The organism is Ancylobacter dichloromethanicus, from assembly GCF_018390645.1.
Classification (GTDB): Bacteria; Pseudomonadota; Alphaproteobacteria; order Rhizobiales; family Xanthobacteraceae; genus Ancylobacter; species Ancylobacter dichloromethanicus.
In genome coordinates, this window is the sequence record NZ_JAHBGC010000020.1 from 85,515 (window position 1) to 111,423 (window position 25,909).

The 25,909-nt window shown below is 67.2% G+C and carries 24 protein-coding genes; 5 read left to right on the plus strand and 19 right to left on the minus strand.

Annotated elements, in window-relative coordinates; all coding sequences use genetic code 11:
- Nucleotides 1-133: 133 nt before the first annotated feature.
- The 7 genes from KHC23_RS09125 to urtA all read right to left on the minus strand — a co-directional run bounded on the left by KHC23_RS09125 (nt 134) and on the right by urtA (nt 6,873).
- Nucleotides 134-490 carry an FmdB family zinc ribbon protein gene (locus KHC23_RS09125; protein WP_213371696.1) on the minus strand — a complete coding sequence of 119 codons (357 nt, stop codon included), beginning with the start codon at nt 488-490 and terminating at the stop codon, nt 134-136.
- A 114-nt stretch (nt 491-604) separates the two neighbouring features.
- Nucleotides 605-1,834 carry a formamidase gene (gene fmdA, locus KHC23_RS09130; protein WP_213371698.1) on the minus strand — a complete coding sequence of 410 codons (1,230 nt, stop codon included), beginning with the start codon at nt 1,832-1,834 and terminating at the stop codon, nt 605-607.
- Between the two features lie 65 nt (nt 1,835-1,899).
- Entirely contained in the window at nt 1,900-2,589 is a 690-nt protein-coding gene (gene urtE / locus KHC23_RS09135; RefSeq protein WP_213371700.1) for an urea ABC transporter ATP-binding subunit UrtE, read from the minus strand.
- A gap of 10 nt (nt 2,590-2,599) precedes the next feature.
- Nucleotides 2,600-3,367: an urea ABC transporter ATP-binding protein UrtD gene (gene urtD / locus KHC23_RS09140; RefSeq protein WP_213371702.1), complete on the minus strand. Its 768-nt coding sequence runs from the start codon at nt 3,365-3,367 to the stop codon at nt 2,600-2,602.
- 11 nt (nt 3,368-3,378) lie between these two features.
- Entirely contained in the window at nt 3,379-4,554 is a 1,176-nt protein-coding gene (gene urtC, locus KHC23_RS09145; RefSeq protein WP_213371704.1) for an urea ABC transporter permease subunit UrtC, read from the minus strand.
- A 10-nt stretch (nt 4,555-4,564) separates the two neighbouring features.
- Nucleotides 4,565-5,491, minus strand: coding sequence for an urea ABC transporter permease subunit UrtB (gene urtB / locus KHC23_RS09150; RefSeq protein ID WP_213371705.1), 927 nt, complete (start codon nt 5,489-5,491; stop codon nt 4,565-4,567).
- A 98-nt stretch (nt 5,492-5,589) separates the two neighbouring features.
- Nucleotides 5,590-6,873: an urea ABC transporter substrate-binding protein gene (gene urtA / locus KHC23_RS09155; RefSeq protein ID WP_213371707.1), complete on the minus strand. Its 1,284-nt coding sequence runs from the start codon at nt 6,871-6,873 to the stop codon at nt 5,590-5,592.
- A 488-nt stretch (nt 6,874-7,361) separates the two neighbouring features.
- Here urtA and KHC23_RS09160 point away from each other — a divergent pair, with 488 nt between their 5' ends.
- Together KHC23_RS09160 and KHC23_RS09165 are read left to right on the plus strand one after the other, a co-directional pair.
- On the plus strand, nt 7,362-10,751 hold the full coding sequence (locus tag KHC23_RS09160; RefSeq protein ID WP_213371709.1) for a hybrid sensor histidine kinase/response regulator: 3,390 nt from the start codon (nt 7,362-7,364) through the stop codon (nt 10,749-10,751).
- Nucleotides 10,741-11,673, plus strand: coding sequence for a response regulator transcription factor (locus KHC23_RS09165; RefSeq protein WP_213371711.1), 933 nt, complete (start codon nt 10,741-10,743; stop codon nt 11,671-11,673). Before KHC23_RS09160 ends, KHC23_RS09165 begins: the two co-directional genes overlap by 11 nt.
- 12 nt (nt 11,674-11,685) lie before the next feature.
- Here the strand turns inward: KHC23_RS09165 and KHC23_RS09170 are convergent, their stop codons facing one another.
- From KHC23_RS09170 to KHC23_RS09180, 3 genes are all read right to left on the minus strand, one after another.
- On the minus strand, nt 11,686-12,105 hold the full coding sequence (locus tag KHC23_RS09170; RefSeq protein WP_213371713.1) for a DUF779 domain-containing protein: 420 nt from the start codon (nt 12,103-12,105) through the stop codon (nt 11,686-11,688).
- A gap of 143 nt (nt 12,106-12,248) precedes the next feature.
- Complete coding sequence (gene adh, locus KHC23_RS09175; RefSeq protein WP_213371715.1) at nt 12,249-13,766, minus strand: aldehyde dehydrogenase; 1,518 nt, start codon at nt 13,764-13,766, stop codon at nt 12,249-12,251.
- A 23-nt stretch (nt 13,767-13,789) separates the two neighbouring features.
- Nucleotides 13,790-13,990 carry a hypothetical protein gene (locus KHC23_RS09180; protein ID WP_213371717.1) on the minus strand — a complete coding sequence of 67 codons (201 nt, stop codon included), beginning with the start codon at nt 13,988-13,990 and terminating at the stop codon, nt 13,790-13,792.
- Between the two features lie 14 nt (nt 13,991-14,004).
- Here KHC23_RS09180 and KHC23_RS09185 point away from each other — a divergent pair, with 14 nt between their 5' ends.
- Both KHC23_RS09185 and KHC23_RS09190 read left to right on the plus strand, forming a co-directional pair.
- Nucleotides 14,005-15,846: a sigma-54-dependent Fis family transcriptional regulator gene (locus KHC23_RS09185; protein ID WP_213371719.1), complete on the plus strand. Its 1,842-nt coding sequence runs from the start codon at nt 14,005-14,007 to the stop codon at nt 15,844-15,846.
- Between the two features lie 71 nt (nt 15,847-15,917).
- The gene (locus KHC23_RS09190; protein WP_213371721.1) at nt 15,918-16,175 is read left to right on the plus strand and encodes a hypothetical protein; all 258 of its coding nucleotides are present in this window, start codon (nt 15,918-15,920) and stop codon (nt 16,173-16,175) included.
- A 22-nt stretch (nt 16,176-16,197) separates the two neighbouring features.
- Here the strand turns inward: KHC23_RS09190 and mnhG are convergent, their stop codons facing one another.
- Genes mnhG through KHC23_RS09220 form a run of 6 tightly spaced genes read right to left on the minus strand, consistent with a single transcriptional unit; the run spans nt 16,198 to nt 22,246 of the window.
- Nucleotides 16,198-16,560, minus strand: coding sequence for a monovalent cation/H(+) antiporter subunit G (gene mnhG, locus KHC23_RS09195; RefSeq protein ID WP_213371723.1), 363 nt, complete (start codon nt 16,558-16,560; stop codon nt 16,198-16,200).
- Nucleotides 16,557-16,838, minus strand: coding sequence for a K+/H+ antiporter subunit F (locus KHC23_RS09200; RefSeq protein WP_213371725.1), 282 nt, complete (start codon nt 16,836-16,838; stop codon nt 16,557-16,559). Before KHC23_RS09200 ends, mnhG begins: the two co-directional genes overlap by 4 nt.
- Nucleotides 16,835-17,332, minus strand: a complete 498-nt coding sequence (locus KHC23_RS09205) for a Na+/H+ antiporter subunit E (RefSeq protein WP_213371727.1) — start codon at nt 17,330-17,332, stop codon at nt 16,835-16,837. The genes KHC23_RS09200 and KHC23_RS09205 overlap by 4 nt, the downstream gene beginning before the upstream one ends.
- On the minus strand, nt 17,329-18,990 hold the full coding sequence (locus tag KHC23_RS09210) for a monovalent cation/H+ antiporter subunit D (protein WP_213371729.1): 1,662 nt from the start codon (nt 18,988-18,990) through the stop codon (nt 17,329-17,331). Before KHC23_RS09210 ends, KHC23_RS09205 begins: the two co-directional genes overlap by 4 nt.
- A complete protein-coding gene (locus KHC23_RS09215) occupies nt 18,987-19,337 on the minus strand; it encodes a Na+/H+ antiporter subunit C (protein ID WP_213371738.1) in 351 nt (116 codons plus the stop codon). The genes KHC23_RS09210 and KHC23_RS09215 overlap by 4 nt, the downstream gene beginning before the upstream one ends.
- Complete coding sequence (locus KHC23_RS09220) at nt 19,337-22,246, minus strand: monovalent cation/H+ antiporter subunit A (protein WP_213371740.1); 2,910 nt, start codon at nt 22,244-22,246, stop codon at nt 19,337-19,339. Before KHC23_RS09220 ends, KHC23_RS09215 begins: the two co-directional genes overlap by 1 nt.
- A gap of 97 nt (nt 22,247-22,343) precedes the next feature.
- Between KHC23_RS09220 and KHC23_RS09225 the strand changes: the two genes are divergently transcribed.
- Nucleotides 22,344-22,571 (plus strand): helix-turn-helix transcriptional regulator, encoded by a 228-nt coding sequence (locus tag KHC23_RS09225; protein ID WP_213371742.1) that lies wholly within the window; start codon nt 22,344-22,346, stop codon nt 22,569-22,571.
- Nucleotides 22,572-22,685: 114 nt separating this feature from the next.
- Here the strand turns inward: KHC23_RS09225 and KHC23_RS09230 are convergent, their stop codons facing one another.
- The 3 genes from KHC23_RS09230 to KHC23_RS09240 form a co-directional block, all read right to left on the minus strand.
- Nucleotides 22,686-24,758: an ATP-dependent helicase gene (locus KHC23_RS09230; protein ID WP_213371744.1), complete on the minus strand. Its 2,073-nt coding sequence runs from the start codon at nt 24,756-24,758 to the stop codon at nt 22,686-22,688.
- Between the two features lie 153 nt (nt 24,759-24,911).
- The gene (locus KHC23_RS09235) at nt 24,912-25,244 is read right to left on the minus strand and encodes a hypothetical protein (RefSeq protein WP_213371746.1); all 333 of its coding nucleotides are present in this window, start codon (nt 25,242-25,244) and stop codon (nt 24,912-24,914) included.
- Nucleotides 25,245-25,521: 277 nt separating this feature from the next.
- Entirely contained in the window at nt 25,522-25,851 is a 330-nt protein-coding gene (locus tag KHC23_RS09240) for an HdeA/HdeB family chaperone (protein ID WP_213371748.1), read from the minus strand.
- Between the last annotated feature and the right edge of the window lie 58 nt (nt 25,852-25,909).

The window sequence follows — 25,909 nt, forward strand, 5'->3', positions numbered from 1 at the left end:
CGGCGCGCCCGGACGGCATCCTTCGAGGCTCGCCTGCGGCTCGCACCTCAGGATGACGGCGCGAAGGGTGCTTCGCACGTGGCCGCGAGGCCGGGGCGCCGGGTCAAGCCCGGGGACGAGGGCACATGGGGTCTCAGTGGCTGATCATCCACGGGCGGGCGGAGGGGAAGCTCTTGGCGCCTGAGGCGGCGGTCGCGGTCTTGGACTTCTTGGTGCGGCTCTTCATGCCGCCGGCGCAGCAGGAGCAGCTCGACGGGTGCTGCTTCGCCGCGTACTCGCCGGTGGTCATCGGCGCGTGGCTGGCCCGCTCATTGGTGGCGTGGGCCTTGAGGCTGTCGCGCGACAGGCCGGAGAAATGCGGCGCGGTCAGCATCACCCGCGGCGCCATCGCGCTGCAATCGGGGCAGGGCTGGGGCGCCTGATACTCGCTCATCGGCCGCATCGCGGTGAAATCGCCGCAGCTCTCGCATTCATATTCGTAGACGGGCATGAGCGTGTCCCTTTGGGCGGGTCTTGAGGACGACCCCTTGGGCGTTTCCTGGCATTCATAAGAAGGGCGAGGCGGTGCGGAGCACCGCCTCGCATGCACCGGACTAAGCGGGGGTCAAAGGTCCGGTGAAAGCGGCATCTCGACCGAGCCGTCGAGGAACTTGGTCGGCCCGGCGGCGGTGGGGTTGATGTCGAAGTCGAAGATCTCGGTCGGCAGCCACAGCGTGGCGCAGGCGTTCGGGATGTCGACGACGCCCGAGATGTGGCCCTGAACCGGCGCGGTGCCGAGGATCGAATAGGCCTGGGCGCCGGAATAGCCGAACTTCTTCAGGTATTCGATGGCGTTGAGGCAGGCCTGGCGGTAGGCGATGTGGACGTCGAGATAATGCTGGCCGCCGTCCTCGTCGACCGAGATGCCCTCGAAGATCAGATAGTCCTTGTAGTTCGGGGTCACCGGCGAGGGCTTGAAGATCGGGTTCTTGATGCCGTATTTCGCCATGCCGCCCTTCAGCACCTCGACCTTGAGGTGCACCCAGCCGGCCATCTCGATGGCGCCGCAGAAGGTGATTTCGCCATCGCCCTGCGAGAAGTGCAGGTCGCCCATGGAGAGGCCGCCGCCTTCGACATAGACCGGGAAGTAGATCTTGGAGCCGCGCGACAGGTCCTTGATGTCGCAATTGCCGCCATGCTCGCGCGGGGGAACGGTGCGCGCGCCGGTGGCCGCGGCGGCCGCCTTCGCGTCGCCGGTCAGCCGGCCCATATGGGCGGTGGCGGCGAAGGGCGGGGCGGCGAGCGGGGGCACGCGGGTGGGGTTGGTGTCGATGAGGCCCTGTTCGCGGGTGTTCCAGGTCTCCAGCAGCTTCGGGTCGGGCAGGCAGCCGATCAGGCCGGGATGGATCAGCCCGGCGAAGTTCACGCCGGGGACGTGGCGCGAGGAGGTGTACATGCCCTTGAAGTCCCAGATCGACTTCTGGGCCAGCGGGAAGTGGTCGGTCAGGAAGCCGCCGCCATTCTTCTTCGAGAAGAAGCCGTTGAAGCCCCACTGGCTGTCCGGCATGGCGCCGATGTCGAGCAGGTCGACGACCAGCAGGTCGCCGGGCTCGGCGCCCTTGACGCCGATCGGGCCGGAGAGGAAGTGCACGATCGACAGGTCGATGTCGCGCACGTCGTCGGCGGACTCGTTGTTCTTGATGAAGCCGCCGGTCCAGTCATAGGTCTCGACGATGAAATCGTCGCCGGGCTTCACCCACGCCACCATCGGAATGTCCGGGTGCCAGCGGTTGTGAACCATGTCGTTGTCGTAGGCCGACTGGTTCAGGTCGACTTTGATAAGTGTCTCGGTCATGCGTCTCTCTCCCCGGGTACTGGCTGGAAATGTGGGCAGGCTGGGAACGGCGGTCCGGCGGGGGCTCAGACCGACAGGAATCGGGCGACCTTGGCCTCGTCGATGTCGGCGCGCAGGTCCTCGTGGACGATCTCGCCGTTTTCGATGACGAGCACCCGGTCGGCGATGTCGAGGGCAAAGGACAGCACCTGCTCGGACACCACGATGGAGAGCCCGCGCTCGTCGCGGATGCGCTTCAGCGTGCGGGCCATTTCGCGGATGATCGAGGGCTGGATGCCCTCGGTCGGCTCGTCGAGCAGCAGCACCTTCGGCGCGGTGGCGAGCGCGCGGGCGATGGCGAGCTGCTGCTGCTGGCCGCCGGAGAGGTTGCCGCCGCGCCGGCCCTTCATCTCCAGAAGGACGGGGAACAGCTCGTAGATGTCCGGCGGCACCTTGCTCTCGCCGCGCGGGATGAGGCCGGTCTCGATGTTCTCCTGCACCGTCATGGTGGAGAAGATCATGCGGCCCTGCGGCACATAGGCGACGCCATTGGCGACGCGCTCATAGCTCTTGAAGGCGGTGATGTCGGTGTCGCCGACGCTCACCTTGCCGCTTTTCGTCGGGACGATGCCCATGAGCGACTTCATGAGCGTGGTCTTGCCCATGCCGTTGCGGCCCATGATGGCGATGATCTCGTTGGGCGCGACCTTGAAGTCGAGGCCGTGCAGCACCTCGCTCTCGCCGTAGGAGACGTGCAGGTTGGCTACGTTCAGCATGATCCGCCCCTCAATGGCCGAGATAGACTTCGATGACCTTGGGGTCCGCCTGGACCTTGGCCATGGACCCCTCCGAGAGAATCTTGCCCTGGTGCAGCACCGTCACCTTGTGGGCGATGTCCTCGACGAACTTCATGTCGTGCTCGATCACGATCACCGAGCGGTTCTTGATGATGGTGTTGAGCAGTTCGGCGGTCTTCTTGCGCTCGGAGACGCTCATGCCGGCGACGGGTTCGTCGAGCATCAGCAGTTCCGGGTCCTGGATCAGCAGCATGCCGATCTCCAGCCACTGCTTCTGGCCGTGCGAGAGATATTCGGCGCGCTGGTCGAGCTGGTCGGCGAGGAAGATGGTCTCGGCGACCTCCTGCACCCGCTCCTTCACCGCCCGGTCGCGCCGGAAGGTGAGGGCGCCGGGCACCGAGCGGCCCTTGGGGTAGGAGATTTCCAGGTTCTCGAAGACGGTGAGGTCCTCGTAGATCGACGGGTTCTGGAACTTGCGCCCCACCCCGGCGCGCACGATCTCGTGCTCCTTCATCTTGGTCAACTCGCGCTCCTTGAACCGGATCGAGCCGGTGGTCGCCCGGGTGCGGCCGCAGATGAGGTCGAGCACCGTGGTCTTGCCGGCCCCGTTGGGGCCGATGATGACGCGGATCTCGTTCTCGTCGACATAGAAGGACAGGTCGTTGACCGCCTTGAAGCCGTCGAAGGAGACGGTGAGGCCCTCCACCGCAAGGACGAAGTCCTTGTTCATGGTGTCGGCGATGACAGCGGTGTTCATGGCTCGCGCTCCTATTCGGCGGCGGCGGGGGCGGCCGTCCCGGAGGATGGCGCGGCGGGCGGCGTCGCGGCGGGCGGGCTCGCCCGGCGGGCCGACGCGCCGCCGAACAGCGGGCCGAGACGCGGGGCGATGTAGGTCTGCCAGAGGCCGGCGAGGCCGTTCGGGAAGATCAGCACCACGGCGATGAACAGGCCGCCGAGGCCGAACAGCCAGAGTTCCGGAAAACTCTCCGAGAACGAGGTCTTGGCCCAGTTCACCAGCAGCGTGCCGTAGATGGCGCCGAGGATGGACAGCCGCCCGCCGACCGCGGCGTAGATGACCATTTCGATCGAGGGCACGATGCCGACGAAGGAGGGCGACATGAAGCCGACCTGCAGCGTGAACATGGCCCCGCCAATGGCCGAGAGCGAGGCGGCGAGGCAGAACACGAACACCTTGAAGTTGGCGACGTCATAGCCGGAGAAGCGCACCCGGTCCTCCTTGTCGCGCATGGCGACGAGGATGCGGCCGAGCTTGGAGGACTTCACGAAATAGGCGATCAGGATGCAGGCGATGAGCAGGGCGACGCAGACGAAATAGAGGATCGTCTTGGCGCTGTCGGTGCGGATGTCCCAGCCATTGAGCGTGCGCAGGTCGGTGATGCCGTTGATGCCGCCGGTATAGCCCTGCTGGCCGATGATCAGGATGGTCATGATGGCGGCGAGCGCCTGGGTGATGATGGCGAAGTACACCCCGCCGACGCGCCGCTTGAACATCGCGAAGCCGACGATGAAGGCGAACAGGGCCGGTACCAGGATCACTGCGATGATGGTGAGAGTCAGGCTGTTGAAGGGCTGCCACATCAGCGGCAGCGCGGTGATCTGGTTCCAGTCCATGAAGTCCGGGATGCCAGGCGTGGTCTGGATCTTGGTGGCCTCGACGCTGGAGGATTCCAGTTTGAGGAACATCGCCATGCAGTAGCCGCCGAGGCCGAAGAACACGCCCTGGCCGAGCGAGAGAATGCCGGCATAGCCCCAGCACAGCACCAGGCCGAGCGCGACGAAGGCGTAGGTGAGGTACTTGCCGACGAACTGGAGGCGGAAATTGTCCAGCGTCAGCGGCAGGACCACGACGAGCAGGATGGCGAGGATCGCGATCCCGATCATGTCCTGCGGGCGCAGGAAGAAGGTGCGGTCGGACTTGAGCATGTGCGCCTCCTCAGCGACGGACCTTGATGACGAACAGGCCCTGCGGCCGCAGCATCAGGATGATGACCACGCCGAGCAGCGTGAGGACCTTGGCCATCGAACCGGAGAGGAAGAACTCCATGGTCGACTGGGCCTGCGAGATGGTGAAGGCGGAGGCGATGGTGCCGAGCAGGCTCTGCGCGCCGCCGAAGACGACGACCAGGAAGGTGTCGACGATGTAGAGCTGGCCGGAGGTGGGGCCGGTCGAACCGATCATGGTGAAGGCCGAGCCGGCGACGCCGGCGATGCCGCAGCCGAGGCCGAAGGTGTAGCGGTCGACCTTCTCGGTGTTGATGCCGACGGCGCCGGCCATGACGCGGTTCTGCACCACGGCGCGCACCTGCTTGCCCCAGCTCGACTTGTACATCAGCAGCGCGACGGCGATGGTGATGGCGATGGTGAGGCCCATGACGAACAGGCCGTTGATCTGCACCTCGACCATGTCGGTCACCGGCAGCGAGCCCATCATCCATTCCGGCAGCTCGACGCCGACCTCGCGGGGACCGAAGACGGTGCGGTAGAGCTGCTGCAGGATGAGGCTGAGGCCCCAGGTGGCGAGCAGCGTGTCGAGCGGGCGTTTGTAGAGGCGGCGGATCATCAGCCATTCCACCGCCATGCCGAGCGCACCGGCGGCGAAGAAGGCGAGGATCATCGCCAGGAAGAAGTAGGCGCCGAACAGGCCCGGCAGGTAGTTCAGGAAGAATTGCGAGGTGAAATAGGTGACATAGGCGCCGAGGATCATGAACTCGCCATGCGCCATGTTGATGACGCCCATTTGGCCGAAGATGATGGCGAGGCCGAGCGCCATGAGAACGAAGACCGAGAACAGGATGAGGCCGGCGAAGCCCTGCATCACGAAAATCGAGCCAAGCTCGGCCAGCGAATAGTCAGAGAACATTCAGGAATCCCCCGGCATGCGCGCAGTCGCGCGGTCTTGCGTCAACGGCGTAGAGCCCCGGAGAGGGCGAACCCTCTCCGGGTGGGAGCTTCAGGCGATCACTGGTAGCCCTTGGGGAACGGATCGGGCTCGATCAGGTCCGGGGTCTCGAACACAACCTTGAACTGGCCATCCGGCTGGGCCAGGCCGATGCGGGCCTTGGACCACAGGTGATGGTTGTCGTGGATCTTCACATAGCCTTCCGGCGCCTTGTTGAACTCGATGCCCGGCGAGGCCGCGGCGACCTTGTCGATGTCGAAGGAGCCGGCCTTCTCGACGGTCATTTTCCACAGCCAGGGGCCGAGATAGGCAGCCTGGGTGACGTCGCCGATCACGGTCTTCTCGCCCCACATCTTCTTGAAGGCGGCGACGAATTCCTTGTTGTTCGGGTTGTCGAGCGACTGGAAGTACTTCATCGAGCTGTAGGCGCCGGCGATGTTCTCGCCGCCGATGCCGTCGATCTCGTCCTCGGTGACCGAGATGGTCAGCAGGGTCTGCTTGGAGAGGTCGATGCCGGCCGCCTTGAGCTGCTTGTAGAAGGCGACGTTGGAGCCGCCGACGACGGCGGCGTAGATCACATCCGGCTTCTTCAGCTTGATCTTGTTGATCACCGAGTTGAACTGGGTGTGGCCGAGCGGGAAATATTCCTCGCCGACGACCGAGGAATCCTTCAGGTGACCCTCGATGTGCTTGCGGGCGATCTTCATCGAGGTGCGCGGCCAGATGTAGTCCGAGCCGATGAGGTAGAAGGTCTTGCCCTCCTTGGTCTTGGCGACCCAGTCGAGGCCGGCGAGGATCTGCTGGGTGGCTTCCTGGCCGGTGTAGATGACGTTCTTCGACTGCTCCAGCCCTTCATAGAAGGTGGGGTAGTAGAGCATGCCGTTATACTGCTCGACGACCGGCAGCACCGCCTTGCGCGAGGCCGAGGTCCAGCAGCCCATGATGGCCGCGACCTTGTCGTTGACGAGCAGCTTCTTGGCCTTCTCGGCGAAGGTCGGCCAGTCGGAGGCGCCGTCTTCCTGGATGAACTTGATCTTGCGGCCGAGCACGCCGCCCATGGCGTTGATCTGGTCGATGGCGAGCTTCTCGGCCTGCACCGAGCCGGTCTCGGAAATGGCCATCGTGCCGGTGACCGAATGCAGGATGCCGACGGTCACTTCGGTGTCGGTAACCGCGAGGCCGGTGGTGTTGACCTCCGAGGTCGCCGGGGCCTGGGCGAAGGCGGGTGTCGAAAGAAGGCCGGTAGAGGCAAGAAGAGGCACCGCCGGAAGCGCCGCAATGCCCATCAAAAGCTTGCGGCGCGTACTGGAAAACTTGTTCGATTGGTCGTTCTTTGAAGACATACGATTCCCCTCCACGGGTTTGACGTGGCCTCAACAAGCTTCTGATCTGCTTGCATTGGCTGGATCGTGGCGGTCGATGTCGCGATGCAGCAATACGTCGATTGACGTATAGGGGAACCGTTCCGGCTCCTGCACAGTGGCGGAAAGGGTGGAGTGTGTGCCGAAGCGCGAAAGATATTCCTTCGCGTTCGCAGTGGTTTTTTCGCGCGCGCGCGAAGAAGTGTGCGGCGATTCGAGCCGAAAAGTTGTTGAACTGCGCGCTTATTGTGCAGGATTCGGTATTTTTTCTGGTCTTGTGGTATTCAAGTGGGATTCGAGCGTGATGGAATTGACGTTTCGACGCCCGGTGACTTGAGTGGAACGATTTTTGCTTGGCTCTTGGTGCGTCCGCAGGTCGCGGGATTCGCGGTGGTGCAACAAATTCGAAGTGCCCTGGGGAGGGTGAGCGCAGAAGAATGTCTGGCGTCGGCACGGCGAGGCAAAACCCTATGGCGGCGGAACAAAAGATCGTTCGCGTTCGGCGCCGCTACAATCAGTGGGTCGTCAACGAGACGCTGGAGGATTACGCGCTCCGCTTCACGGCGAAGAGCGCGCGCCGCTGGTCGGCGCTCAGGGTGGCCAACACCGCGCTCGGCGCGGTCTCCTTCCTGGCGCTGGAGGCGATCGGCGGGGCGATCACGCTCGCCTACGGCTTTCCCAATGCGGTGGCGGCGATCCTGGTGGTCTGCGTCATCATCTTCGCCGCCGGGCTGCCGATCAGCTATTACGCCGCCAAGTTCGGCGTCGACATCGACCTGCTCACCCGCGGCGCCGGCTTCGGCTATATCGGCTCGACGCTGACCTCGCTGATCTACGCCTCCTTCACCTACCTGTTCTTCGCCATCGAGGCGGCGATCATGGCGCTGGCGCTGGAGATGTGCTTCGGCGTGCCGCTGATGGTGGGCTATTTCATCAGCGCGCTGGTGGTGATCCCGCTGGTGACGCACGGCATCACCTTCATCAGCCGGTTCCAGCTCTGGACCCAGCCGGTGTGGCTGGTGCTGAACATCATTCCCTTCGTCTTCATCTTCGCGCTCGACGACGCGCCGCTGGCCGGCTGGACCTCCTATACCGGCCGGTTCGGCGCGCCGGACGGCTCGTTCGACCTCGTGCTGTTCGGCACCGCGACCACGGTGGTGTTCGCGCTGATCGCGCAGATCGGCGAGCAGGTGGACTTTCTGCGCTTCCTGCCGCGCCGGGCCCCGGGCCGCACCGAGACGCGGCGCAACCTGCTGTGGTGGGTGGCGTTGCTGAGCGCCGGGCCGGGCTGGATCATCCCCGGCGGCATCAAGATGCTGGCGGGCTCGTTCCTGGCCTATTTCGCGCTCACCCAGGGCATCCCCTTCCTGCACGCCGCCGAGCCGACGCAGATGTATCTGGTCGCGTTCAGGACGGTGTTCTCGCCCGAGGTGGCGCTGGCCTTCACCGGCGTGTTCGTCATCCTGGCGCAGCTCAAGATCAACGTGACGAACTCCTATGCCGGCTCCATCGCCTGGTCGAACTTCTTCTCCCGCCTGACCCACAGCCACCCCGGCCGGGTGGTGTGGCTGGTGTTCAACGTCACCATCGCGCTGATGCTGATGGCGCTCGGCATCTACAAGGTGCTGGAGCAGATCCTCGGGCTCTATTCCATCGTCGCGGTGGCGTGGGTGGCGGCGCTGGTGGCGGACCTCGTGGTCAACAAGCCGATGGGCTGGAGCCCGCCGGGCATCGAGTTCAAGCGGGCGCATCTCTACGACATCAATCCGGTCGGCGTCGGCGCGCTGCTCGCCGGCACGCTGATCGGGGTCATCGCCTTTGCCGGCTTCTTCGGCCCGACGCTGAAGGTGTTCGCGCCGTTCCTGGCGCTTTTCGTCTCCTTCGTCGCGGCGGCCGGCATCGCCTACGCCACCGGCGGGCGCTACTACATCGCCCGCCGCACGGCCAAGAACTGGGACGCCCGCCACTCGCTCAAATGCTGCATCTGCGAGCACAAGTTCGAGCCGGAGGACATGGCGCACTGCCCGGTCTATGCCGGGCCGATCTGCTCGCTGTGCTGCTCGCTCGACGCCCGCTGCAACGACCGTTGCAAGGAGGAGGCGCGCTTTCCCGACCAGATACTGGCGGCGCTGCGGGCCACCCTGCCGGGCTGGATGGTGGCGCAGCTCAATTCCCGGCTCGGCCACTATATCGGCGTGATGGCGCTGCTGGCGATCGTGATCGGCGGCATATTGGGGGTCATCTATTTCCAGTCGACCTTCGCCCCGCCGGACCAGACCGAGACGGTCGGCAATGTGCTGTTCACGCTCTACTTCATCCTGCTGATCATCGCCGGCGTCGCCGCCTGGCTGTTCGTGCTGGCGCAGGAGAGCCGGAGCGTGGCGCAGGAGGAAAGCAACCGCCAGACCGCGCTGCTGATGCGCGAGATCGAGGCGCACAAGCGCACCGACGCCAAGCTGCAGAAGGCCAAGGAGGCCGCCGAGGCCGCCAACCTCGCCAAGAGCCGCTATGTCGTCGGCATCAGCCACGAACTGCGCACGCCGCTGAACGCCATTCTCGGCTACGCCCAGTTGCTGGAGCGCGATGTCGCCATTCCCCCGCACCGGCGCGACGCCATCCGCGTGGTGCGGCGTTCGGCCGAGCACCTGTCCGGCCTGATCGACGGGCTGCTCGACATCTCCAAGATCGAGGCCGGGCGGCTCTATCTCAACCGCGACGAGGTGCGCATCGCCGAGTTCCTCGACCAGCTGGTCGACATGTTCCGGCTGCAGGCCACCGCCAAGGGCATCGACTTCGTGTATGTGCGGCCCGAACGGCTGCCGGGAACCGTGTTCACCGACGAGAAGCGGCTGCGCCAGATCCTCATCAACCTGCTGTCCAACGCCATCAAGTTCACCGAGCGGGGCCGGGTGGCGCTGCGCATCGCCTATCGCAACCAGGTGGCGGAATTCGAGATCGAGGACAGCGGCATCGGCATTCCCGCCGCCGACCACAAGCGCATCTTCGAGCCGTTCGAGCGCGGGGAAAGAGCGGGCACCTATTCCACCGCCGGCATCGGCCTCGGCCTCACCATCACCAAGCTGCTCACCGAGATCATGGGCGGGGAAATCTCGCTGAAGTCGGCGCCGGGGGAGGGCACCGCGTTCCGCGTCAGATTGATGCTGTCGGAGGTGACCAATCCCTCCCGCCTCGGCCCGATCCAGCACCGCCACATCGCCGGCTACACCGGCCCGCGGCGCACCGTGCTGGTGGCCGACGACGACCCGGCCCATCGCGACCTGATGCACGAATTGCTGGTGCCTCTCGGCTTCACCGTGCTCGCCGCCACCGACGGCGTGCAGGCGCTCGACATGGTGCGCGAATGGGAGCCGGACATGCTGCTGCTCGACATCGCCATGCCCGGCCTCAATGGCTGGGAAGTGGTGCGGCAACTGCGCGACGAGGGCTATGGGCGGCTGCGCATCCTCATGATCTCGGCCAATGCCGGCGAGATTCTGGGCGACGGGCTGGCCCAGCATGACGACCATCTGGTCAAGCCGGTGCATCTGCGCACGCTGCTGGAGAAGATGGCGGCGCTGCTCGACCTCGAATGGGTCGGCGACGGCGAACTCGCCGCCATCGCCGCCGGCGAGGCGAGCAAGCCGGGCGAGTTGCACGCGCCGGCCGGCGTGCATCTCGACGACCTGCTCAAGCTGGGGGAAATCGGCTATGTGCGCGGCATCCAGGCCAAGCTCAAGGAAATCGAAAGCGTCTCGCCCGACAACATGGCGTTCGTCGCCCATATGCGCGACCTGATGGATACTTTCGACCTCAAGCAATACATGTCGGTTCTGGAGGCGATGCGGCGCGATGATGCCTAGCGTGGAGCGCCGAGACATCGTCCTGGTGGTGGACGATTCGCCGGAGACGCTCAGTCTCCTCACCGACGCGCTGGAGGCGGCCGGCGCCACCGTGCTGGTGGCCACCGAGGGGGCGAACGCGCTGGCGCTGGTCGAGCGCATCACCCCCGACGTGATCCTGATGGACGCGGTGATGCCCGGCATGGACGGCTTCGAGGCCTGCCGCCGGCTCAAGCGCAACAAATCGGTGGCGCATGTGCCGGTCATCTTCATGACCGGGCTTTCCGAAACCGAGCAGATCGTGAAGGGGCTGGAGGCGGGCGGGGTCGACTATGTCACCAAGCCGATCTCGCCGGACGAGCTGATCGCCCGCATCCGGGTGCACCTCGCCAATGCCCGCCAGACCCACAGCGCCCGCGCGGCGCTGGACGCGGCCGGGCGCTACCTGCTCTCCGCCAACCGGGCCGGGCGGGTGATGTGGTCGACACCGCAGGCCACCGCGCTGCTGACCGCCATCAGCGTCTCGCCGGCCGGCGACAGCTTCACCCTGCCGGACGCCGTGCGTCGCTGGCTGGAAGGGCGCAAGGCGGAAGGCGCTGCCATCGAACCCGAGACGATCGAAGTGGCGATGGAAGGCTCGGCGCGCCGGCTGAAGCTGTCCTATGTCGGGCAGATCGGCCCGGAGGAACTGCTGCTGCGCATCGTCGAGGATTCCGGCATTCCGCCCGAGCAGGTGCTGAAGACCAAGCTGGGCCTCACCTTGCGCGAATCCGAGGTGCTGGTGTGGCTGGCGCGCGGCAAGGCGAACCGCGATATCGGCGAAATCCTCGGCCTGTCGCCGCGCACGGTGAACAAGCATCTGGAGCAGATCTACGCCAAGATCGGCGTGGAGAACCGTGCCGCCGCCACGGCACTGGCGGTGACGGCGCTGACGCCGCGGTGAGGGCGTCCGCGTTTAGTCCGCCGCGCCAAAGGCGAGGGGCGTGAGGCGCTCCAGCTCGTCATCCGTGAAAAGCCGCGAGCGGGTGAGGAAGCGCTGGTCGCGCCCGTTCTCCAGGCTGAACATGCCGCCGCGCCCCGGCACCACGTCGATGATGAGCTGGGTGTGCTGCCAGTATTCGAACTGCGACGGGCTCATGTAGAACGGCGCGCCGCCGATCTCTCCCATCCGGACATCGGCATCGCCGACGATGTAGTCACCCTGCGCGTAGCACATGGGCGAGGAGCCGTCGCAGCAGCCGCCGGACTGGTGGAACAGCAGCTTGCCGTGCTCGGCGGTCAGCGTGGCGATGAGCGCGAGCGCCGCCTCGGTGGCGAGCACGCGGGGGATGGTGCCGGATGGCGGATCGGCCAGGGTGGCTGTCGGCGTGTCCATGGATACTCCCGTGAAAGCTCCCTCTCCCCGCCGGGGAGAGGGATGGTGTGAAGGGTGTTCGAGCCGCGCAGGCGCGTTGCCCCTCACCGACCCGCTTCGCGGGCCACCTCTCCCCAATGGGGAGAGGATAGCTCATGCGTGGCTCAGAAGAAGCCGAGCTTCTTCGGGCTGTAGCTGACCAGCATGTTCTTGGTCTGCTGGTAGTGGTCGAGCATCATCTTGTGGTTCTCGCGACCGATGCCGGACTGCTTGTAGCCACCGAACGCCGCGTGGGCGGGGTAGGCGTGGTAGCAATTGGTCCACACCCGGCCGGCCTGGATGGCGCGGCCGAAGCGGTAGGCGCGGTTGCCGTCGCGGGTCCACACGCCGGCGCCGAGGCCGTACAGCGTGTCGTTGGCGATGGAGAGCGCGTCCGCGTCGTCCTTGAAGGTGGTCACGGACACGACCGGCCCGAAGATCTCCTCCTGGAAGATGCGCATCTTGTTGTGGCCCTTGAACACGGTCGGCTTGACGTAATAGCCGCCGGCGAGGTCCCCGCCGAGATTGTTGCGCTCGCCGCCGGTGAGCACCTCGGCACCTTCCTGCTTGCCGATGTCGATATAGGACAGGATCTTGTCGAGCTGCTCGGAGGAGGCCTGGGCGCCGAGCATGGTTGCCGGGTCGAGCGGCGAGCCCTGCACGATGGCTTCCACCCGCTTCAGCGCCTTTTCCATGAAGCGGTCATAGATGCTTTCCTGGATCAGCGCGCGGCTCGGGCAGGTGCAGACCTCGCCCTGGTTGAGCGCGAACATCACGAAGCCCTCGACCGCCTTGTCGAAGAAGTCGTCATCCTCGGCCACCACGTCGGCGAAGAAGATGTTCGGCGACTTGCCGCCCAGCTCCAGCGTGACCGGAATGAGGTTCTGGCTGGCGTACTGCATGATCAGCCGGCCCGTCGTGGTCTCGCCGGTGAAGGCGATCTTGGCGATGCGCGAGGAGGAGGCGAGCGGCTTGCCGGCCTCGAGGCCGTAGCCATTGACGATGTTCAGCACGCCCGGGGGCAGCAGGTCGGCGATCAATTCGGCCAGCACGAGAATGGAGGCCGGGGTCTGCTCGGCCGGCTTCAGCACCACGCAATTGCCCGCGGCGAGCGCCGGGGCGAGCTTCCACACCGCCATCAGGATGGGGAAGTTCCACGGGATGATCTGGCCGACGACGCCGAGCGGCTCGTGGAAGTGGTAGGCGATGGTGTCGTGGTCGATCTCGCTGATGCCGCCTTCCTGGGCGCGGACGGCGCCGGCGAAATAGCGGAAATGATCGATGGCGAGCGGCATGTCGGCCGCGGTGGTCTCGCGGATCGGCTTGCCGTTGTCCCAGGTCTCGGCGAGGGCGAGGAGGTCGAGATTCTCCTCCATGCGGTCGGCGATCCTGTTGAGGACCAGCGCACGCTCGGCGGCCGAGGTCTTGCCCCAGGCATCCTTGGCGGCATGAGCGGCGTCGAGCGCCTTCTCGATGTCGTCCTTGTCGGAGCGGGCGATCTCGCAGATCTTGCCGCCGGTGACGGGCGAAGTGTTGTCGAAATAGCGGCCGGCGACCGGCTCGACGAATTGTCCGCCGATGAAATTGCCGTAGCGGGCCTTGAACGGCGACTGCTTGGTGATGGAGAGTTCTGGCTTGTTCATTGGATCCTCCCAGACAGGGACACTCAAGATTGCAGCGCCCATGCCAGCCCTGTACTGCGCTGCACAAAATCGTCGTTGCGGTACGGCAAAATATTGAAATCGCTGGGATTGGCGTTGTACTCGCGGCGGCTTGAAGAGGATGGCCATGGACGCGGGCCGAAAACTTGGTAGAAACTGTCGGAAAGAACAACAAGACCTGCGACATGTGTGGCATTTTGCAACACTCCGGGAGGATCGCATGCGCCAAGAGGTCTCGCCGCGCGCCGTGCTGGCCGCGCGCAAGCAGTTCTTCCAGCACGGTCTCGGCGACCGCCCGCTGGCGGCGCTGGTGCCCGAGCCGATCCTGCGCTCCTGGAAGCGCTGCGCCGAGCGCGGGCTCGACAGCGCCGCCCTGCCGCGGCTCGAACCGCTGACCGCGCACGAGCTGAGCGCCATCGCCGAGCGGCACGAACGCCTGCGCCGGCTGTGCCGACCGGAAATCGAGAGCCTCTACGCCGATGCCATGCAGACCGGCTGCGTGGTCATTCTCACCGATGCGGAGGGACTGATCCTCGACGCCCTCGGCAATGCCGACTTCGCCGCCCGGGCGGCGCAGGTGGCGCTGCGGCCGGGCGTGCTGTGGGGCGAGAGCTCGACCGGCACCAACGCGGTGGGCACCGCGCTGGTCGAGGGCCGGCCGATCGCCGTGCATGGCGGCGAGCACTATTACGACCCGCACGGCATTCTGAGCTGCTCGGCGGCGCCTATCCTCGATCCCTATGGCCACACGGTCGGTGCGCTCGACATGTCCGGCCCGGCGGCGGTGGACCACCGCCACGCGCTCGGCCTGGTGCGGCTGGCGGTGGAGCAGATCGAGCACCGCTTCTTCGACGAGGATTTCTCCGGCCGCCGCATCCTGCGCCTGCAGGCCGACCGGGCTTTGCTCGGCACCTCGCGCGAGGGCGTGCTGGTGTTCGAGGACGACCGGCTGGTGGCGGCCAACCGGGCCGGGCTCGGCCTTGTCGGCGCCGACTGGTCGGCGCTGGGCGAGAAGCGGGCCGGCGACCTGCTGGAGCGGCTGCCGGAAACGGAGAGCGAGACCCACGCGCTGCGCGGACGCGGCGGCGGCGCGCTCTATGGCCGTATCGAGGGCGCGCGGGCGAGCCTCCACCCGGTCCGCGCCCCGCGTCCCGCCCGGCGCGAGGAAGGGCCGTTGCTCGGCGCCGCCGAGCGGGCGGCGCTGGCGCGTGCCGTGCGCATGGTCGAGGCCGACGTGCCGGTGCTGATCCGCGGCGAGACCGGCACCGGCAAGGAGCTGGCGGCGCGCGAGATCCACCGGCTGAGCGCGCGCGGCGGCGGGCCGTTCGTGGCGGTGAACTGCGCCGCCATTCCCGAAACGCTGATCGAATCCGAACTGTTCGGCTATGAGGACGGTGCCTTCACCGGCGCCCGCCGGCAGGGGCGGCGCGGCCTGCTGCGCGAGGCCGAGGGCGGGGTGCTGTTCCTCGACGAGATCGGCGACATGCCGCTGGCGCTGCAATCGCGGCTGCTGCGGGTGCTGCAGGAGCGCGAGGTCGCCCCGCTCGGCGGCGGCCGGCCGGTGAAGGTCGATTTCGCGCTGCTCTGCGCCACCCATCGCGACCTGCGCCTGCTGGTGGAGGCCGGCAGCTTCCGGCAGGACCTGTATTTCCGCATCGCCCATTACACCGTCGAGCTGCCGCCGCTGCGCAGCCTGCCGGACCGGGTGGAGATCGTGCGGGCGCTGTGGCGGCGGCTGGTGGCGGATGAGCGGCTGACGCTTTCGGAAGGCTGCGAGGCGCGGCTCGCCGCCTATGGCTGGCCGGGCAATTTCCGCCAGCTCGCCGGCGCGCTGCGGGTGCTGGCGGCACTGGCCGAGCCGTTCCGCCCGGTGGGCGAGGACCTGCTGCCGCCGGACATTCTGGCGGCGCCGGCCGCGCCGGCGTCGGCCGAGACGCTCGACGCGCTGACCGTCGAGGCGATGCGGCGGGCGCTCAATGCCTGCGGCGGCAATGTCTCGCAGGCGGCGCGCACGCTGGGCATCAACCGCTCGACGCTCTACCGCCGGCTGTTCCACGCCTGAGCCGGTACCGCGCGAGGGAACTCCCGCCCGTCCCGCCCGTTGCCTCCCAGACAATCATGGAGGCATGCCCGATGGTTCGCGACCCCCGCAAGCTCGACCAGAACCCCGTCGTCGTCGACCCCGCCAATGTCGACGCGGTGCTCGACGACCGGACGACCTCGGTGACCAGCCCGCTCAGGCCGCCGCTGGACGAGGTCGACAACGACAATCACCCGGTCGATGGGAAACCCACGGCGCGTGACGGCGGGCGGTTCGCCCCCGACACCTTCAGGACCGTCGACGGCTCCCCGGACGGGACGCCGAAGAAGCCGGACGATCCGCGCCGCTGAGCACGACGCGGAGGGCGGGGCCTCACAGTTCGGTCGGTTCCGGGTCCTTGCCGGGCGCGGCGTCGTTGCCTTCCACCCGGTCGCGATACAGCGAGGCGCTGGCGAGCAGCATCAGCGTCACCGGGGTGGTGATGGTGACGAACAGGCCGATCAGCACCTCGTGGATCAGCGGCCGGCCCTGCAGCACCGAGAAGCAGACCATCGAGCCGATCAGGATCGCGCCGGTGCCGAGCGTGGCGCCGAGCGAGGGGGCGTGCAGGCGGGCGTAGAAATCCGGCAGGCGCCAGAGACCGACCGAGCCGATCAGCGTCACCAGCGCGCCGAAGACGAGCAGGAAGGAGACCAGGATCGCCGCCCACAGCGGCAGTTCGGGGGCGCCGCTCATTCGATCACCTCGCCGCGCATGAGGAACTTGGCCAGCGCCACCGTGCCGACGAAGCCGAGCAGGCCGATGACCAGCGCGGCTTCGAAATAGAGCGTGGCGCCGCTGCGTATGCCGAGGGTGACCAGCAGCAGCATGGCGTTGATGTAGAAGGTGTCGAGGCCGATGATGCGGTCCTGCGCGCGGGGGCCGCGGATGAAGCGCAGCGCGGCGCAGCCCATGGCGAAGGTGAGCAGCACCTGCGCCAGCGTGATCGACCAGCTCAGGATGGCGACGCTCATTCGAAGATCTCCATCAGCAGGCCCTCATAGCGCTCCTTGATGGTGCGCACCCATTCCTTGTCGTCGACCAGGTCGAGCACGTGCAGCATCAGGATGCGGCGCGAGGGATCGTGCCGGACCCATTGCGTGCCCGGCGTGCAGGTGAGGATGATGGCGAGGATGGCAAGGCCGTAGGGACTGGTGAGGTCGAGCCGCAGGCTCATGAAGCCGGCATGGGTGCGCCGGTCCTCATTGCCGAGGATGATGCTGCCGACGGCGAGGTTGGAGCGGAACACGTCGAGGAACACCCGCCCGGCAAGGCGCGCCGCCGCCGCCGGACGACGCAGCCGCGCCGCCGGCGGGTCGAGCGCCACCATCATCCAGCAGCCGCCAAGGGCGGCCAGCGCGCCGAGCAGCAACTGGCCCGCCGACAGGCTCTGCGCCATCAGCAGCCACATCGCCAGCAGCGCGAGGAACAGGAGAGGGTAGGGCAGCACGCGGCGGAGCAGCTTCATGGCGTGGCTCCGGAAGGCCCGTGCCCGCTGGCGCGCGGATCGCTGGCCGTGTGGTCGGCGGGCCGGCTGCCGAGCACGTCGCGGGCATATTCGCTCGGCCAGTAGAGGATCTGCGCGGTGGCCTCCATGTAGCGCATGGCCGGGCCGCCGGCGAAGGTCATTGCCGCGCACAGCAACAGCAGCGCCCCGACCGGAATCGCCTCGATGGCGCGCACGCGCGGAATCTCCGACTCCGCCGGCACCCAGAGTGTGCGGATGCCGTTGCGGGTCATGGCGATCAGCGTGGCGAGGCCCGACATCATCAGCAACACCACGAAGGCCCAGTGCGCGGCGGGAATGTCGCCGGCCTCGTTCAGCAGCGCCGAGAGCATGGCGAACTTGGCGATGAAGCCGGAGAGTGGCGGCAGGCCGGCGAGCAGCGCGGTGCAGGCGACGAAGGCGCCGCCGAGCACGGCGATGGTGGCGGGAATGGCGACGCCGACCTCCTCGTCCTCGTCCTCGATGTCTTCCTCCGGATCGCCGAAGATCTCCAGCGTCACCGCCAGCACGTCGGCACCGGCGGCCTGGCCGCGCTCGATCAGCTCGACCAGCAGGAAATAGGCGCAGATGGCGAAGGTGGAGGTGACGAGATAATACAGCGCGCCGGAGATCACCGCGCTGTTGCCGGTGCCGATGGCGGCGAGCAGGGTGCCGGAGGAGATCAGCACCGAATAGCCGCCGAGCCGCTGCATCGACTGCGAGGCCAGCACGCCGATGCCGCCGAACAGGATGGTGGCCATGCCGCCATAATACAGCCAGAGCGCGCCGAACTCCTCGGAGGCGCCCGCCTCGTCGCCGAAGCACAGCAGGAACAGGCGCAGGATCACATAGATGCCGACCTTGGTCATGATGGCGAACATGGCCGCCACCGGCGCGCAGGCGGCGGCATAGGTGGTCGGCAGCCAGAAGCTGAGCGGCCACATGCCGGCCTTGACCAGGAAGGCGATGCCGAGCACCGCCGCGCCCGATTCCATCAGGATGCGCTCATCCGGGGGCAGGGTGGGCACGATGCGGCTGAGATCGGCCATGTTGAGCGTGCCGGTGACGCCGTAGATGACCGCGACGCCGACCAGGAACAGCGACGAGGCGACGAGGTTGATCGGGATGTAGTGCAGCCCGGCCCGCACCCGCGCGGTGCCCGAGCCGTGCAGCACCAGCCCGTAGGAGGCGGCGAGCAGGATTTCGAAGAACACGAACAGGTTGAACAGGTCGCCGGTGAGGAAGGCGCCGTTCAGCCCCATCAGCAGCAGCAGGAACAGCGTGTAGAAGCGCGGCCCGGCGCTGTGCCAGCGCGCCATGGCGAACAGCAGCGTGGCGCAGCCCAGCACCGCGGTGAGCAGCAGCATCAGCGCCGCCAGCCGGTCCACCACCAGAACGATGCCGAAGGGCGGCGGCCAGTTGCCGAGCGGGTAGACGATCATGGTCGACCAGCGGTCGCCGGTCGGCGTGTTGACCAGCACCACCAGCGTCACCGCTATTCCCAGCAGGGTGAACACGGTGGCGAGGCTGAGCGACATCTTCAGCAGCCGGCGCCGCTCGTCGAACAGCAGGATGAAGGCGCCGACCGCCAGCGGCAGCACGACGGGCAGGATGGCGAGATGATCGAGGGCGGGGATCATCGCTCCGGCTCCCGCCCGTCGACATGGTCGGTGCCGGTGCGCCCGCGCGCGGCGAGCAGCACCACGAGGAACAGCGCGGTCATGGCGAAACCGATGACGATGGCGGTGAGCACCAGCGCCTGCGGGATCGGATCGGCGATCGCGGCGGGATTGCCGACGCCGCCGGCGGCGAGGATGGGCGGCGCGTCGACCCGCAGCCCGCCGCCGGCCATGGCGAAGATGAACAGGTTCACCGCATAGGAGATCAGCGACAGGCCGATGATCACCTGATAGGTGCGCGGGCGCAGGATCAGCCACACGCCCGAGGCGGTGAAGATGCCGATGCCGATGGCGAGCACGATTTCCATCACTCGCCCCCTTCCGCCGCCTGCGCGGCGCGCGCGCTGCGCAGCGACTGGTGGGCGAGCGCGATCAGGATCAGCACCGTGGCGCCGACCACCAGCGCGAACACGCCGAGATCGAACAGCAGCGCGCTCGCCGCCGGCACCTTGCCGATGAGGGGAAGCTCCACATACTGGAAATGCGAGGTGAGGAAGGGATAGCCGAACCACCACGAGCCGACGCCGGTGGCGCAGGAGGTGAGCAGGCCCACGCCCATCCAGCGCAGCGGCAGCACGCGCAGATGGTCCTCCACCCAGCGCGTGCCGCTCGCCATGTACTGCACCACGAAGGCGATGGAGAGGGTGATGCCGGCGGCGAAGCCCCCGCCCGGCAGGTCATGGCCGCGCATGAACAGGTACACCGCCATCACCGCGATGACCGGGAACAGCCAGTGCATGATCAGGCGCGGAATGAGCATGTAGTCGGCCGCCGTGTCGCCCGGCGAGCGATCCGGGGCGGCCTCGTCGAATTCGTTCTGGATGCGCTGCTGTTCCGGCGCGCGGATGCTCTCCGGGGCGGGGCGGAAGCGGCGCAGCAGGGCGAACACGGTGAGGCCGGCGAGGCACAGCACGACGATCTCGCCCATCGTGTCGAAGCCGCGGAAATCGACCAGGATGACATTGACGATGTTGGTGCCGCCACCCTCGGTATAGGCGCGCTCGACGAAGAAGCGCGACACGCTGCCGGTGAGCGGGCGCGTCATCAGGCAATAGGCGAGGAAGGCCATCACTCCGCCGAGCGAGCAGGCGATGGCGAGGTCGAGATAGCGGCGCAGCAGCACCTTCAGCGGCGGGCGCGAGGGATAGACATCCTCGATCCGCTTGGGCAGCCAGCGCAGGCCGAGCAGCAGCAGCACCGTGGTCACGATCTCGACCAGAAGCTGGGTGACGGCGAGGTCCGGCGCCGACAGCCAGACGAAGGTGATGCAGGTGACCAGCCCCGCCCCGCCCACCAGAACCAGGGCGGCGAACCGGTGATACTTGGCCTGATAGGCGGCGGCGAGCGCGCAGACCCCGCCAACCATCCACAGCAGCGCGAAGGCCGGGGGAAGCGGCGTGCCGGGCAGATCGCCGGTGCCGACGGCGCCATTGACGAGGAAGGGCGCCAGCGCCGCCACCACGGCGAGGGTGATGACGATGCGCATCTGCGCCTGCAGGCGCCGCGTGCCGAGGCCGGCTTCGGCGGCGCGCGCCCATTGCCAGGACAGGGTGGCGAGCACCTTCTCGAAGATGCGCTGGCCCTTGAAGTCGCGCAGGATCGGCGGACCCTCGATGCCGCTTTCCAGATAGCGCCGCAGGGCGAGATAGAGCACCACGCCGCCGGCCATGGCGATCAGGCTCATCAGCAGCGGCAGGGTGAAGCCGTGCCACAGCGCGAGGCTGTAATAGGGCACGGTCCCGTCCAGCAGCCCCTTGACGGCGGTGGCCAGCACCGGGCCGACGGTCAGCCCCGGTACGATGCCGATCAGCAGGCAGATCAGCACCAGCAGCTCGATCGGAAAGCGCATCCAGTGCGCCGGCTCGTGCGGGCGGTGCGGCAGGTCGACCGGCGGCGGGCCGAAGAACACGCCGAGGATGAAGCGCAGCGAATAGGTCACGCTGAACGCGCCGGCCAGCGTCGCCCAATAGGGCAGGCTGTCGTCGAGCAGCGAGCCGGTATGGTCGGCCACCGCTTCGGCGAAGAACATTTCCTTGGAGATGAAGCCGTTGAGCAGCGGCACGCCGGCCATGGCGGCGGCGGCGACCATGGCCAGGGTGGCGGTGATCGGCATGTAGCGGTAGAGCCCGCTGAGCTTTCTCAGGTCGCGGGTGCCGGTCTCGTGGTCGATGATGCCGGCGGCCATGAACAGAGAGGCCTTGAAGATGGCGTGGTTCAGCGTGTGGAAGATCGCCGCCACCGCCGCCAGCGGGCTGCCGAGGCCAAGCAGCAAGGTGATCAGGCCGAGATGGCTGATGGTGGAATAGGCCAGCAGCCCCTTCAGATCCTGCTGGAAGATGGCGATGAAGGCGCCGAGCAGCAGCGTCACCAGCCCGGCCGGCACCACCAGATAGAACCAGGCATCGGTGCCCGCCATCACCGGCCAGAGCCGCATCAGCAGGAAGATGCCGGCCTTCACCATGGTGGCCGAATGCAGATAGGCCGACACCGGGGTGGGCGCCGCCATGGCGTGCGGCAGCCAGAAATGGAACGGGAATTGCGCGCTCTTGGTGAAGGCGCCGAGCAGGATCAGCACCAGGGCGGGAACGTAGAGATCGCTCTGGACGATGAGGTCGCGCGATTCCAGCACCTGGTCGATGTCGTAGCTGCCGACGATGCGGCCGACCAGCAGCACCCCGACCAGCAGGCACAGCCCGCCGGTGCCGGTGACGGTGAGCGCCATGCGGGCGCCGTCGCGCGCGCTCGCGCTGTGGTGCCAGTAGCCGATCAGCAGGAAGGAGAACAGGCTGGTCAGTTCCCAGAAGAAGACCATCTGGATGAGGTTGCCCGACAGCACGATGCCGATCATCGAGCCCATGAAGGCCAGCAGGAACGAGAAGAAGCGCGGCACCGGGTCTTCGCGCGACATGTAGTAGCGGGCATAGAGCACGACCAGCGCGCCGATGCCGAAGATCATCATCGCGAACAGCCAGGCGAGCCCGTCGAGCCGCAGGGTGAAGTCGAGCCCCAGCATGGGCAGCCAGGACAGCCAGAACTGCACCGGCGCGTCGTCCGCCACCGTGGCGTAGAGCCACACCGTGATCGCCATTCCCGCTACCGCCACGCCCCCCGCCAGAACCGCCGCGGCGTTGCGCGCATGGGTCGGCAGGAACCCCGCAGCGAGGCTGCCCAGGAAAGGCAGGGCCAGCGCGACGAGGAGGAGCGTGTCATTGGGCATAGGTAGCGGGGGCCTCCCTGAGGGCGGTTTTCCTTAGCGTCTTGCGAGATGTCGCCCATTATGGTTGATTTGGCCGTCTTCACGCAAGGCAGAAGCGATGGAATTGGCGCCCGAACAATGCCGCGCCGCACGCGGGCTGCTCGACTGGACGCAGGAGCATCTCGCCGAGCGCGCCGGGGTCTCCCGCAGCACGGTGCGCGATTTCGAGCGGCACCGCCATATGCTGCACCGGGGTACCGAGAACCTGCTGGTTCGCACCTTGCAGGAGGCCGGTGTCATGCTGCTGCCCGCCGGCGAATATGGGCCGGGGGTGCGGATACGCTGACATATCCCCACCCTCATGGCCGGGCTTGCCCCCGCCATGAGGGCGTCCGGGCACCGCGTCGGCGGCGAGGCCGGGGCCCCGGGGCAGGCCCGGGGATGAGGGAGACGGCCGCTCCTACTTCCACATCGCCCGCATGCGCGCGCCGAGGTCGACGCTCGCGCGCGGCTCGCCGGTGGCGCCCGGCGCCTCGGCCTGTGCCGGCGGCCAGCTGGCCATGGCAAAGCGGTTGAGGATGGTGGGCGGGATGAAGCGGGTGCGGGCGGCGTAGACGTGGCGGTCGCCGCGCGCCGCCTGACCATGGGTGAAGAAGCGCTGCGGCAGCATCAGGTGCAGGCTGTCCTTGGCCCGCGTCATGGCGACATAGAGCAGGCGGCGTTCCTCCTCGATCTCCTCGCGGGTGCCGGCGCCGAGGTCGATCGGGATGCAGCCATCGACCACGTTGAGCACGAACACCGATTTCCATTCCTGCCCCTTGGCGGAATGGATGGTGGAGAGGATGAGATAGTCCTCGTCGAGATGCGGCGGCCCGGCCTCGGCGCTGGTGGCGCTGGGCGGGTCGAGCGTCAGCTCGGTGAGGAAGCGGGCGCGGGAGGGATAGCTCGCCGCGATCTGCGCGAGCTGCACCAGATCGGCCTGCCGGCTGCCGGCATCCTCGTGCAGGCGCTCCAGCAGCGGCTCGTACCACGCCCGCACGCGGTCGAGTTCGCCCGGCCAGCCGGCGGTATTCGCCTTGAGATCGCGCGTCATGGCGAGAAAGGACGGCCATTCCGTTTCCGCGCGGGCCGGGGGCGTGACGGTTTCCAGCGCCGGCAGCAGCGCGCCGGCGGAAGCCACCGCGTCGAGGATGCGCCCGGCGGTGGCCGGGCCGAGCCCGGACATGAGGCGCAGCACGCGGAAACCGGCGACGCGGTCGCGCGGATTCTCGATGAAGCGCAGGACGCCGAGCACATCCTTCACATGGGCGGAATCGAGGAATTTGAGCCCGCCGAACTTGACGAACGGGATGTTGCGGCGGGTCAGTTCCACCTCCAGCGGCCCGCTGTGATGGGCGGCGCGGAACAGCACCGCCTGCGCCTTCAGGGCGATGCCGTCCTCGCGGTTCTCCAGCACCCGGGTGGCGATGAAATTGGCCTGCTCGATCTCGTCGCGTACCCCCACCAGCACCGGCCGTTCGCTGCCCGTCCGCTCGGACCAGAGGTTCTTGGCGTAGCGCTCGCTGGCGAAGTCGATCACCGCATTGGCGGCGGCGAGGATGGGCTGGGTGGAGCGGTAGTTCTGCTCCAGCATCACCGTGTCGGCGCGGGGGGTGAAATGGCCGGGAAAGTCGAGGATGTTGCGCACCGTGGCGGCGCGGAAGGAATAGATCGACTGCGCGTCGTCGCCGACCACGGTGAGGCCGCGCCCGTCCGGCTTCAGCCCCAGCAGGATGGAGGACTGGAGCCTGTTGGTGTCCTGATATTCGTCGACCAGCACATGGTCGAACCGGCCGGACACCTCGGCGGCGAGCGCCTTCTCGGCCATCATCTGCGCCCAGTAGAGCAGCAGGTCGTCGTAATCGAGCACGTTCTGGCGCTGCTTGGCCTCGACATAAGCGGCGAAGATCGCCTTCAGCTCGGCGTTCCAACCGGCACACCAGGGGAAGGCGCGGCCGATCACTTCTTCCAGCGGCTGTTCGGCATTCACCGCGCGGGAATAGATGGCGATGAGCGTGCCCTTGGCGGGGAAGCGTTTCTCGGTCTTCGAGAATCCCAGCTCGTGGCGGATGAGGTTGATGAGGTCGGCGCTGTCCTCGCGGTCGTGGATGGTGAAGTTCGGGTCGAGCCCGATCTCCCGCGCGTGGTCGCGCAGCAGGCGGGCGCCGATGCCGTGGAAGGTGCCGGCCCAGGTGAGCCCCTCGGTCAGCGCGCGCGCGTCCGCCCCCAGCACCCGCGCGGCGATGCGCTCCACCCGGCGCGCCATCTCTGCCGCCGCCCGGCGCGAGAAGGTGAGCAGCAGGATGCGGCGCGGGTCGGCCTTGTTGACGATGAGATGGGCGACGCGATGGGCCAGCGTGTCGGTCTTGCCCGAACCGGCGCCGGCAATGACCAGCAGCGGCCCGCCGACAACCTCGCCGGCCCCGCTTATGCCGTGCTCGACCGCCCGCCGCTGCTGCGGGTTGAGCCTGTCAAGATAGGCGGCGGGGAGCATGAACGGACGAATCTCCGGAAGCGGATCAGCCTTCCCAGAGAGCACGTTTCGCGTTTTGTTCGCAACCGCCAGCCCGGCCGGTGCGCACGCGAAAAGACCGCCCGGGGGAGAGCGGCCTTTCCGTTGAAGCGACGGTTCGTGGGGATGCGGAGGTCAGCAGGGGGTCTGCTGGCTGGTGCAGTCGCGGTTCGATTTGGTGTCATCGGCCTGGTCGGCATTGGCGGGGACCTTGCTGCCGCTGGTGCCCATGGTGCCGCCGGTGGTGGTGTTGCGCCCCTCCGACCCCATGCCCGACCCGGCCGCCGGGTTCATGCCCCCGGCCGTGCTGTCGGTGGTGCCGGAACTGCCGGAGGCGGCGCCGCCCGTGTTGGACGCGCCGGCGCTCGACGAGGCGCCATCCGAACCGGCGCTCTGCGCGAAGGCGGGGCCGCTAAGGGCGAGCATGGCGGCGAGCACGGCGGCAGAAGTCATCTTGGCGTTGATCATGGATATCCTCCTGTTGATGTAAGGATAATCCCGAATATTGCGTATGGTTCCGTAGATCAATTCAGGCTTTCGTGCCCTAATTTACTACCTTTCGACTGCAATATAGTAGCTATGAAGGGCTTATCTGGCCGAATATTACCGTCTCTGCGTGAATATGGCACCGGTGCGCAGGCCGGGCGCCGCGCAGCGAACGCCGCTGGCGGCGCCTTTTGGCGCGTCGAAAAGGCCGCGCGCCCCGCGGGCGCGCACGGCCGGAAGGGGGAGGCGAGGGGCGCCGTCAGTCGCCGAACAGTTCGTCGGTGGCGGTGATGAGCCCGATGCTCGGATTGGCGGCGCAGTACTCGCCGAGCTCGCCGGCATTCTCGACGAACTTGTCGGTGTCGATCACCGGCGGGGCGTCGACATCCTTGTAATAGGCGTCGAGCCAGGCCAGCGTGAGCATGATCTCGGTCTTGTCGCTTTCGAGGAACTGACCGCAGGTGGTGGTCGAAAGGTCGATCTTGTCCGCCATGGCGGCGAGGGGCAGGCACAGCACGGCGACGCACGCAATGGCAAGGCGTGCGGAAACGTGGCACGCGGAGGCACGGGCCAGGGCAAGCTTTTTCATGGGACAACCTGCGCGATGAAGGTCCGGAACGGGACCGCGCGACGCTACCATGCCACCG

Bases quoted from the DNA above. Each gene is read 5' to 3' on its own strand.
- KHC23_RS09125 (WP_213371696.1), bottom strand. From the start codon at position 490: ATGCCCGTCTACGAATATGAATGCGAGAGCTGCGGCGATTTCACCGCG.
- fmdA (WP_213371698.1), bottom strand. From the start codon at position 1,834: ATGACCGAGACACTTATCAAAGTCGACCTGAACCAGTCGGCCTACGAC.
- urtE (WP_213371700.1), bottom strand. From the start codon at position 2,589: ATGCTGAACGTAGCCAACCTGCACGTCTCCTACGGCGAGAGCGAGGTG.
- urtD (WP_213371702.1), bottom strand. From the start codon at position 3,367: ATGAACACCGCTGTCATCGCCGACACCATGAACAAGGACTTCGTCCTT.
- urtC (WP_213371704.1), bottom strand. From the start codon at position 4,554: ATGCTCAAGTCCGACCGCACCTTCTTCCTGCGCCCGCAGGACATGATC.
- urtB (WP_213371705.1), bottom strand. From the start codon at position 5,491: ATGTTCTCTGACTATTCGCTGGCCGAGCTTGGCTCGATTTTCGTGATG.
- urtA (WP_213371707.1), bottom strand. From the start codon at position 6,873: ATGTCTTCAAAGAACGACCAATCGAACAAGTTTTCCAGTACGCGCCGC.
- KHC23_RS09160 (WP_213371709.1), top strand. From the start codon at position 7,362: ATGGCGGCGGAACAAAAGATCGTTCGCGTTCGGCGCCGCTACAATCAG.
- KHC23_RS09165 (WP_213371711.1), top strand. From the start codon at position 10,741: ATGATGCCTAGCGTGGAGCGCCGAGACATCGTCCTGGTGGTGGACGAT.
- KHC23_RS09170 (WP_213371713.1), bottom strand. From the start codon at position 12,105: ATGGACACGCCGACAGCCACCCTGGCCGATCCGCCATCCGGCACCATC.
- adh (WP_213371715.1), bottom strand. From the start codon at position 13,766: ATGAACAAGCCAGAACTCTCCATCACCAAGCAGTCGCCGTTCAAGGCC.
- KHC23_RS09185 (WP_213371719.1), top strand. From the start codon at position 14,005: ATGCGCCAAGAGGTCTCGCCGCGCGCCGTGCTGGCCGCGCGCAAGCAG.
- KHC23_RS09190 (WP_213371721.1), top strand. From the start codon at position 15,918: ATGGTTCGCGACCCCCGCAAGCTCGACCAGAACCCCGTCGTCGTCGAC.
- mnhG (WP_213371723.1), bottom strand. From the start codon at position 16,560: ATGAGCGGCGCCCCCGAACTGCCGCTGTGGGCGGCGATCCTGGTCTCC.
- KHC23_RS09200 (WP_213371725.1), bottom strand. From the start codon at position 16,838: ATGAGCGTCGCCATCCTGAGCTGGTCGATCACGCTGGCGCAGGTGCTG.
- KHC23_RS09205 (WP_213371727.1), bottom strand. From the start codon at position 17,332: ATGAAGCTGCTCCGCCGCGTGCTGCCCTACCCTCTCCTGTTCCTCGCG.
- KHC23_RS09210 (WP_213371729.1), bottom strand. From the start codon at position 18,990: ATGATCCCCGCCCTCGATCATCTCGCCATCCTGCCCGTCGTGCTGCCG.
- KHC23_RS09215 (WP_213371738.1), bottom strand. From the start codon at position 19,337: ATGGAAATCGTGCTCGCCATCGGCATCGGCATCTTCACCGCCTCGGGC.
- KHC23_RS09220 (WP_213371740.1), bottom strand. From the start codon at position 22,246: ATGCCCAATGACACGCTCCTCCTCGTCGCGCTGGCCCTGCCTTTCCTG.
- KHC23_RS09225 (WP_213371742.1), top strand. From the start codon at position 22,344: ATGGAATTGGCGCCCGAACAATGCCGCGCCGCACGCGGGCTGCTCGAC.
- KHC23_RS09230 (WP_213371744.1), bottom strand. From the start codon at position 24,758: ATGCTCCCCGCCGCCTATCTTGACAGGCTCAACCCGCAGCAGCGGCGG.
- KHC23_RS09235 (WP_213371746.1), bottom strand. From the start codon at position 25,244: ATGATCAACGCCAAGATGACTTCTGCCGCCGTGCTCGCCGCCATGCTC.
- KHC23_RS09240 (WP_213371748.1), bottom strand. From the start codon at position 25,851: ATGAAAAAGCTTGCCCTGGCCCGTGCCTCCGCGTGCCACGTTTCCGCA.